This is a genomic window from Citrobacter sp. GW821-FHT02E08, assembly GCF_059421685.1.
In genome coordinates this window covers 1-7,798 of record NZ_JBWKVL010000030.1, presented here as the reverse complement: position 1 = coordinate 7,798, position 7,798 = coordinate 1, and the positions used below count along the sequence as shown (strand labels likewise).

The following is a 7,798-nucleotide window of genomic DNA, read 5'->3' as shown; positions in this document are numbered from 1 at the left end:
TATTTGGCGATTGATCAGATCGCACAATCCGGGCTGAGTTCCCTTTAAGTGATCTACTATTCCGCGCAGCTATTTAGATTGACCCTGGCCTAAAATTAGTACATTGCTAAATCAGAGATCTTCGCCGAGGAGATCTCTCACATCACTCGTTAACGACTCCCCTCAGAGGAAGCCGTTAACGTATAAGGGCTAGTTCTACCTTGTGGATGAATACTATTTATAAAGGACTGCAGTTCCGTATATCTGGTCTCCAAAGGTTCTCTCAGAAATTATTTTATAACTTGTCGCACCTTTATGAGTGGCTTCTTTACTAATGAAAGCCTCTACATCATTAGAGGAATCTCCCCAGACAGAGATAGTACCTATCTGTTGCTGATGAGTCGTTCCAGGTGCTAATTCTTTGGCTGGCGTAACTGTGGCTGCAGCCATGGTCACTATCGGAAGTGCCATAAGAGCCGCTACTACAGAGAAACACAGTAGTCTTTTCATCATTGTATCCTCGTAAGCCACAAGCTGCTGAGAGCTCGGAATCAATCGGCACTTTAAAGTGTAGTTGCTAAGAGAAGGTAGTGAAGAAACTATGGATTTGTGCTCACTCAATTTGCTGAAATATTTAGAGTTTGGTAACGAGATCATAGAAAACATGTGATCCAGTTTCTGGGTTAAACAAGAACGGGAGTTGATTGGTTCCTATTTTTATTATTAGCCTTCGAATGGTTATCAAAACCACCCGGTAAGGGGCAATAAGAACGAAGTCAGTCCAGTGGACAGTCAAATACGCGCTGGCGATTCACTCAGACTGCATCTGAAACACTCAAATACCGGGTATATCTTTGGCGTGATTTTTATAATATTTAAATTTTTATAATTATTAATTTTTTTGTGGTTATTGAGTGATTAAATAAAAAGATTAGTGTCGCTAATTTGCCAATATTAGTTCAAAAAAGGGTTCTGCAGTTTGTTATTATCGCGCGAAAAGTAACTATCCAGGGTAGTGCAAATGAGCGATATTGATTTTGTTGTTTTGTGGGTTGATTCCTGTGATCCATCCTGGCAAAAAAATTTTCTTAAATTTAAAGGGAAGGGTAAACATCAAGAGAGCGCTATCAATCCCTCTCGATTCAGAGATATGGGGATTTTCAACTACTGGTTCAGATGTGTGGAAAAATACGCACCATGGGTGAGAAAAGTACATTTAGTTACTTGTGGACAAATTCCGTCATGGATTAATACAAAGCATGAAAAGCTAAACATTGTTTTTCATCATGATTTTATTCCAAATGAATATTTGCCAACATTCAATTCTAATACTATAGAATTAAATATCCATAGAATAAAAGGATTAAGTGATAAGTTTGTATTATTTAATGATGATACGTTTATTACATCACCTTTGGCAGAAAATTTTTACTTTGAGAACGATTATCCTAATGATTTCTTGATTATAAAAAAATACCCGCCGAAAAATAAAGGTGAGATCATAATGAGTTCATCCGATTTTCTCAATGTGAGTGTTATAAATAGTCATTTCGATAAAAAAATAAAAATGCGTGAGCATAAAAACAAGTACTATAGCCCGAATTATGGGCGATTTGTGATGAAGAATTTTCTTAACAGAAAAGAAAGGCATTTCGAAGGGTTTTATAGCAAGCATGTCCCACAACCATTTTTGAAAAGTACTTTCGATGAAATATGGCAGCATGAAGAAGAGTTATTAAATGAATCATCAGGTGAAAAATTCAGAGCTCCGTTAAGGCTAACACAATATTTATTCAGATATTGGCAATTGGCCAATGGCAAATTTAACCCTACGCATCCAAAGGATAGAGGGATATGCTTTACGTTGTCTACTGAAAATATAAATGATGCCATCAAGACATTGTCAGATGGTACAACACAAGTATGTTTGAATGATACATTAGGGATGAATGATTTCGAAGGGATAACGAATGCACTAAAACACGCCTTTGAAATAAAATTAAATCATAAATCAAGTTTCGAGATTTAGTTTTGCTAGCTGACTGAGGCATCACATGGATACAACTTTTTTGCGTGGTTGCAATTCTGTCAAAAGAGGTATGCAGGCTGGCGATTAATCTGCGACCGTTTGGTATGCAATAATCCAGTGCGGATGAGTTATTACATTGATAAACATGCTCAGACGAGAGTATACCGTGTGCCGACGTCCAGGCTTTGCTGATAAACTGCACAGGATTCGCACTCTCAGGAAATCAACCTTTTGGTTCGCGTGCTAATTTTAACATTGGTGTACCAGGGCGGATTTTCAGAATAAGTAGTAGAAAATGACGGTTAAAAGACAGATTATTGACGGGGTGATATTGGATGGCATTTAAGCCTGCCATACGCGAGATGTCGATATAACCATCGCTATGGTGCTTGAGCTGTTCACCAACCCCTCGCATAAGGAACTGAGGTGTGTCCAGCCCTTGAGCATGACATTATCTAAGTCAGACAACGTAGACACCCACTGACATAAACGTAAACCCCCAGGATCAATTTATGAACAATGAAATACCGCTTAAATATTATGACATCGTGGATGAGTATTCGACGGAATGCGCAAAGCCGGTGAGCGAGTCAGAACGTGACGCCCTGGCACGCTATTTCCAGTTGCTGATTACACGTTTAATGAATAATGAAGAAATCAGTGAGGAGGCGCAGAAAGAGATGGCCAGCGAAGCGGGTATCGACGGACAGCGTATTGATGAGATAGCCACGTTTCTGAACCAGTGGGGTAACGAGTAGCCCCTGTGGCGACCACCAACCCGGCGGCAATTGATAGTGAATAGTCTGATACTGGCGGCACTGTTGTAGGTTGTTAACGCTTTTAACTTGAGGTTTGCTTTCGGGCAAGTAAAATTCACTGGGAAGATTAATTGCTCTAAAAAATGAGATGTACACATGAAAAATTTTGTTAAAGGCACATTGCTGGTTGTTTGTGCTCTATCAATGGTTCCAGTTTTTTCAGCCCAGGCAATGGATAAAACCTCAGGTGGCGCAGTCGCGGGTGCCGCAGTTGGCGCGTTGACAGGCAAAAGTGTTAGCTCCACCGTTAAAGGCGCCGTCGTCGGCGGCGGCGTTGGCGCCATGACTGAACACGGTAAAGAGGGGAAGTCTGCGCGTAAGGGCGGCGCTGTCGGTGCTGCTGTCGGCGCTGGGGCTGCTGCAATGACGGGTCGTAGCATGGTTCAGGGTGCCGCAGTGGGTGCCGGTGCTGGCGCTATGATTGGCAAAGCAACCAACTAATTCACCTTTTACCCTTTTGCGGTGATTCCCCCTGGTGACAGGGGCAAACCAGCAACAAGCATGTAGTCGCCCTGCAAGGCGCTACACTCCTCCTTAAAGTCCCGGTAGTCGCTGGGACTTTTACAATCTTCCTGTTTATACGCTATCTCACCAATATCCTGATATCGGCAGGCATTAACCTGTTGACCAGAACATTGCCGTTACGGCATTTATGTGCGGCATTGACTCAAAAACGATGAGCCGGTGACAACGACACTTGCCGACTGCAGCGGAATAAAAGCTTGCAACGTCGGGAAGGGGGGCTGGTTGCAAAGTAAGCACAGAGTATGAATGGGGATACCGCAGGCAGGTGATTCATCGCGAGAAGAGATATACTAACGCGATAAAAATGACGAATCTTCGCTTTAAGTCCGGGGTGTTGTTTGAAAACCTACTATTCCCTGAATACATCTCAGCTTCGAGTTGTTACTCATATGTGCGGTTTTTTGGTATGGCTTTACAGTTTTTCTATGTTGCCGCCGATGATAATCGCAATAGTTAACAAGGAAAGGAGCTTTTTTGTTTTTCTGGAAACGTTCATTGCATGTTTTATCCTCGGCGGTGCTGCGTGGATGGCAACAAAAAGGACAGGTATTCAACTGCGGACGCGCGATGGATTTATCATTATCGTGTTATTTTGGCTCTTGTTTTCAACGATCAGCGCGTTTCCTTTATGGCTGGATGACGTACTTCATTTAACCTTCGCCGATGCGCTGTTCGAAGGCGTTTCTGGCATTACAACCACCGGCGCGACCGTGATCGGTGATGTTAATGCATTGCCCCGATCCTACCTTTACTATCGTGCTCAACTTAATTTCATTGGTGGATTAGGGGTTATCGTGCTGGCAGTCGCCGTACTGCCGCTGTTGGGGATTGGTGGTTCAAAACTGTATCAATCAGAAATGCCCGGCCCATTTAAAGAAGAGAAACTGACACCGCGGCTTGCTGATACCTCTCGCACGCTTTGGCTAACCTATCTGTTGTTAGGGGTCGTATGTAGTCTCGCGTACGTCATTGCAGGAATGCCGGTTTTTGATGCTATTTGTCACGGATTGTCGACGGTATCGCTGGGGGGATTCTCAACGCATACGGAGAGCATAGGGTTCTATGACAGCCACGCTATTGAATTTGTTGCGGGGTTGTTCTCTCTATTATCAGCGTTCAACTTTACGCTGTGGTACGTGGTCATTCTGAGGCGTACCCTCAAACCTCTGCTTCGCAACGCAGAGTTGCATTTCTTTCTGTTGACCGCGTTAATTGTCATCCTGATTACGGCATGGCAGGTCTGGCATGCAGGAATGTACAACATCCCGGAAAGCCTTGTGCATTCGTTCTTTCTGGCAAGTTCAATGATGACGGATAATGGTCTGGCGCCTTTGGATTATGCGGACTGGCCGACGCATACAATCATCTTTTTGCTGTTAGTGAGCTTTTTTGGCGGTTGTGTTGGTTCGACGTGCGGTGGTATTAAGGCACTCAGATTTCTTATCCTCTTCAAGCAAAGCCGACATGAATTACATCAGTTAGCCCATCCAAGAGCCTTGATAAGTATTAAGATTGGCGGAAGTGTCGTCACTGACCGTGTGATGCGCTCGGTCTGGAGTTTCTTTTTCCTCTATATCCTCTTTACCGTTTTTTTCATCTGGCTGCTTAATATGATGGGTTATGATTTATTAACCTCATTTGCAACCGTTGCGGCGTGCATTAACAATATGGGACTGGGATTTGGTGAAACCGTTTCTACATTCGGCACACTGAACGAGGGAGCAAAGTACCTGATGTGCGTCGCGATGATACTGGGACGCCTTGAAATATATCCAGTGCTCATCCTTTTCTCTCGCTTCTTCTGGCGAGTGTAGGTTGGATTGATTTTGCAAGAGGCGGGACAAAATTCAATTTTGATATTGGGATCGGTTACCGTAAAAACCTCAGAAGGCAGCCTAATCCTGCTCGCGGATTGTAACGAAGTACAGGAGTTGCGAAAGTAACTTTATCAGGCTAAACAGGCTATTAAGGGAATGCGCGGCGGGATGTTTAATGTGTTGAATGAATGTTAAATAATAAAAGCTGGGAGATATGTTAAACTCTCCCGGTTTTTGTACGTTAATGAGAGGTTTTTCTAAAACGCCACTTTAATTATATTGGTATCGCCACCCACATTTGACATTATTGTATCATAAAAATCGGAAAAATTTTCAAATATCATATAAATATTCCCTTCCTCATTAACTTCATGATAATCAAAACCATCCCCAAAATGAATATGAGTCCTGTCCCAATAATAAATAGCACTATCATTTTTATTGCCAGAGAATAAGAAAAAATTACCCCCAGGGTCAGCGCCAATGATAAATGGGTTTTCAAATACAACTATTTCATCTCTGACATTATTAACTTTGGTCAAATCAAACAGCGGACTCGATGTATCAATGCCATATAATTCCTGGAATTCTATCTCATCATCATCAACTTTTAAACAAGGAATCGTACAGTAAGAATTAGAACCTATAAACAATCCATTATAGTTAGATAAAAAATTGATATAGCTCTCAGGAAAAATTATACCATATAGATTGGATATCTTACCAATATCTAAGTTAGATATACCATGATAAATCTCTATTGCCATGCTTTACGCTCCTCCACATTTTATATTAGAAACCCCGCCTTTATGCGTAAATTCACCATGTATATTTTTCGGAACTTCTTGCATTGTTGTACCATTTTGATGATGGTACCATGTATTATTTCTATAATCTGCTGGCCCATTCGGTGCTAAAGCATCAGCCTTACCAAAATCACCGCCGGCATTTTTCCGTGATTTCCTTTCAAATCAGGGACATTTGTTTCCTGAATAGCATAAGGAGAAAAATCTGGATAACCATTTGGGTAACGAACAACCGCACCATCTTTATTTCTATAAACCCATGTACCATCCATTTCTGCCCATACAGCTCCTCCTTTGTTAAGCCATTTATCCATATCAGGTGAATTTGATGGTTTCTCACCTTTTAAACCTAGAGGATCAATATGACTTAATGGATTCGGCGCATACTGATAAAGATTCCACCCGCCATTTAACCCTATCGGATCCTGAACAATAAACCGTCCGACCTGCGGATCGTAGTAGCGGAACAGATTATAGTGAAGTCCGGTTTCGCTGTCAGCATACTGTCCGGCGTAGCGCAGAGGCTGATGGGCGAGGGCGGTGTGCTGCAACGCGCCGGTGAAGCCTGCCGTCTGATGCCGTACTTCACCAAAACTGCCGTAGTGACCACTCCAGCGCACGTTTCCGCGTACGTCGGTGACTTCCAGCGGTGCGCCGTTTTTAGGGAAACTTTGCCTATCTGATAATTACCATACTTTTATTAGCAATTACCATGAATTTAAATCATCGATTGAATTAACTTCCTGTACGCAAATCTTATTATCCTTACAATACTCTGTTGCTTTAACCCATACATCATGATCAAATAAAATTAAAGTTTGTCCTGCCATTGGGGTAAAAAAACAATTAAATAAGAGATGGAAATTATTTTTTATGAGTTCGTTTACTACATTTACTTCAATTGTATTGCCACTATAGAGTTCAAGTAACGGTGGTTTCTCAACGAGAGTCTCTTCAGGTAGCCCTTTATTAGCTCTAAACTTATTTTTTAAAATTAACTTGTTATATTCCTTTGTTTTTTTATCAATTTCACCATTGTTATTTCCATAAAAATAAACTCCTCGCTTATCAATCTTTGAACTAGACTCAAGTTTATTTTCATTCTTATAAAAAAATAAGATATTAGGAAATAAAAAAGATAACAGCCTATCAGACCGCGTAGTGGAAAAACCATATGGACCAAACCCATCATCATCAATATTATATTGATAGCAAATACAATAGGCTGATTGGGGGAGAACCTTTGTAAAACCACCGGATTGAATCATCCATTCAGACATAGGGAGTTTAATTAATTTTTCATTCGAATTATTTACCATGTAAAGATAACCTCGTTCCCTTTGGGATCTATTGCATGTATATGGCCATCAGAATGATGTTCGGGAATGCCTGGCTGACCAGCATCGGGATGACCATCAGGGTGTTCAAACCACTGATTTTTCCCATTGGGGTTACGCAAACCTAATGATTGCCCACTTTCAGCTTTCATTTTCCCCAGTTAACACCACGGCTACTTGGATTTAAATCATCCAATCCAATATTTTCACCACCACGAGATATTCGCGGTACCTGAGCATGTTGTCGGGCTTGTCTCAAAGCATCATTTCGACTTTTAGCTTTGACAATCCCACCACACTTAAGCCCTAACGGATCAATCCACCCTAGCGGATTCGGCGCATACTGGTAAAGGTTCCACCCGCCGCTTAACCCAATCGGATCCTGAACAATAAACCGTCCGACCTGCGGATCGTAGTAGCGGAACAGATTATAGTGAAGTCCGGTTTCGCTGTCAGCATACTGCCCGGCGTAGCGCAGGGGCTGATG

At 42.0% G+C, this 7,798-nt stretch carries 9 protein-coding genes and 3 pseudogenes; 5 read left to right on the top strand and 7 right to left on the bottom strand.

The window, feature by feature from the left end; all coding sequences use genetic code 11:
* Nucleotides 1-213: 213 nt before the first annotated feature.
* Entirely contained in the window at nucleotides 214-645 is a 432-nt protein-coding gene (locus AC07UY_RS21570) for a YdgH/BhsA/McbA family protein (RefSeq protein ID WP_494701914.1), read from the bottom strand.
* A gap of 355 nt (nucleotides 646-1,000) precedes the next feature.
* On the opposite strand from AC07UY_RS21570, the gene AC07UY_RS21565 reads away from it, so the two are divergent.
* The 5 genes and pseudogenes from AC07UY_RS21565 (at nucleotide 1,001) to AC07UY_RS21545 (ending at nucleotide 5,363) form a co-directional block, all read left to right on the top strand.
* Entirely contained in the window at nucleotides 1,001-2,008 is a 1,008-nt protein-coding gene (locus AC07UY_RS21565) for a Stealth CR1 domain-containing protein (protein ID WP_494701913.1), read from the top strand.
* Nucleotides 2,009-2,520: 512 nt separating this feature from the next.
* Entirely contained in the window at nucleotides 2,521-2,766 is a 246-nt protein-coding gene (locus AC07UY_RS21560; RefSeq protein ID WP_494701912.1) for a YmjA family protein, read from the top strand.
* 156 nt (nucleotides 2,767-2,922) lie between these two features.
* Nucleotides 2,923-3,267 (top strand): YMGG-like glycine zipper-containing protein, encoded by a 345-nt coding sequence (locus tag AC07UY_RS21555; protein WP_203360973.1) that lies wholly within the window; start codon nucleotides 2,923-2,925, stop codon nucleotides 3,265-3,267.
* A gap of 440 nt (nucleotides 3,268-3,707) precedes the next feature.
* Entirely contained in the window at nucleotides 3,708-5,165 is a 1,458-nt protein-coding gene (locus AC07UY_RS21550) for a TrkH family potassium uptake protein (protein WP_203361266.1), read from the top strand.
* Between the two features lie 6 nt (nucleotides 5,166-5,171).
* A pseudogene (locus AC07UY_RS21545) lies at nucleotides 5,172-5,363 on the top strand (SymE family type I addiction module toxin).
* Nucleotides 5,364-5,425: 62 nt separating this feature from the next.
* On the opposite strand, the gene AC07UY_RS21540 reads toward AC07UY_RS21545, so the two are convergent.
* From AC07UY_RS21540 to AC07UY_RS21515, 6 genes and pseudogenes are all read right to left on the bottom strand, one after another.
* Nucleotides 5,426-5,935, bottom strand: coding sequence for an SMI1/KNR4 family protein (locus AC07UY_RS21540; RefSeq protein ID WP_494660490.1), 510 nt, complete (start codon nucleotides 5,933-5,935; stop codon nucleotides 5,426-5,428).
* 3 nt (nucleotides 5,936-5,938) lie between these two features.
* Nucleotides 5,939-6,019: a hypothetical protein gene (locus AC07UY_RS21535; protein WP_494660523.1), complete on the bottom strand. Its 81-nt coding sequence runs from the start codon at nucleotides 6,017-6,019 to the stop codon at nucleotides 5,939-5,941.
* A gap of 299 nt (nucleotides 6,020-6,318) precedes the next feature.
* Nucleotides 6,319-6,633, bottom strand: a pseudogene (locus AC07UY_RS21530) (RHS repeat-associated core domain-containing protein); the annotation flags it as partial.
* Between the two features lie 48 nt (nucleotides 6,634-6,681).
* A complete protein-coding gene (locus AC07UY_RS21525; protein WP_494701911.1) occupies nucleotides 6,682-7,293 on the bottom strand; it encodes a hypothetical protein in 612 nt (203 codons plus the stop codon).
* Nucleotides 7,287-7,463, bottom strand: coding sequence for a hypothetical protein (locus AC07UY_RS21520; protein WP_494660492.1), 177 nt, complete (start codon nucleotides 7,461-7,463; stop codon nucleotides 7,287-7,289). The genes AC07UY_RS21525 and AC07UY_RS21520 overlap by 7 nt, the downstream gene beginning before the upstream one ends.
* A gap of 149 nt (nucleotides 7,464-7,612) precedes the next feature.
* A pseudogene (locus AC07UY_RS21515) lies at nucleotides 7,613-7,798 on the bottom strand (RHS repeat-associated core domain-containing protein); the annotation flags it as partial.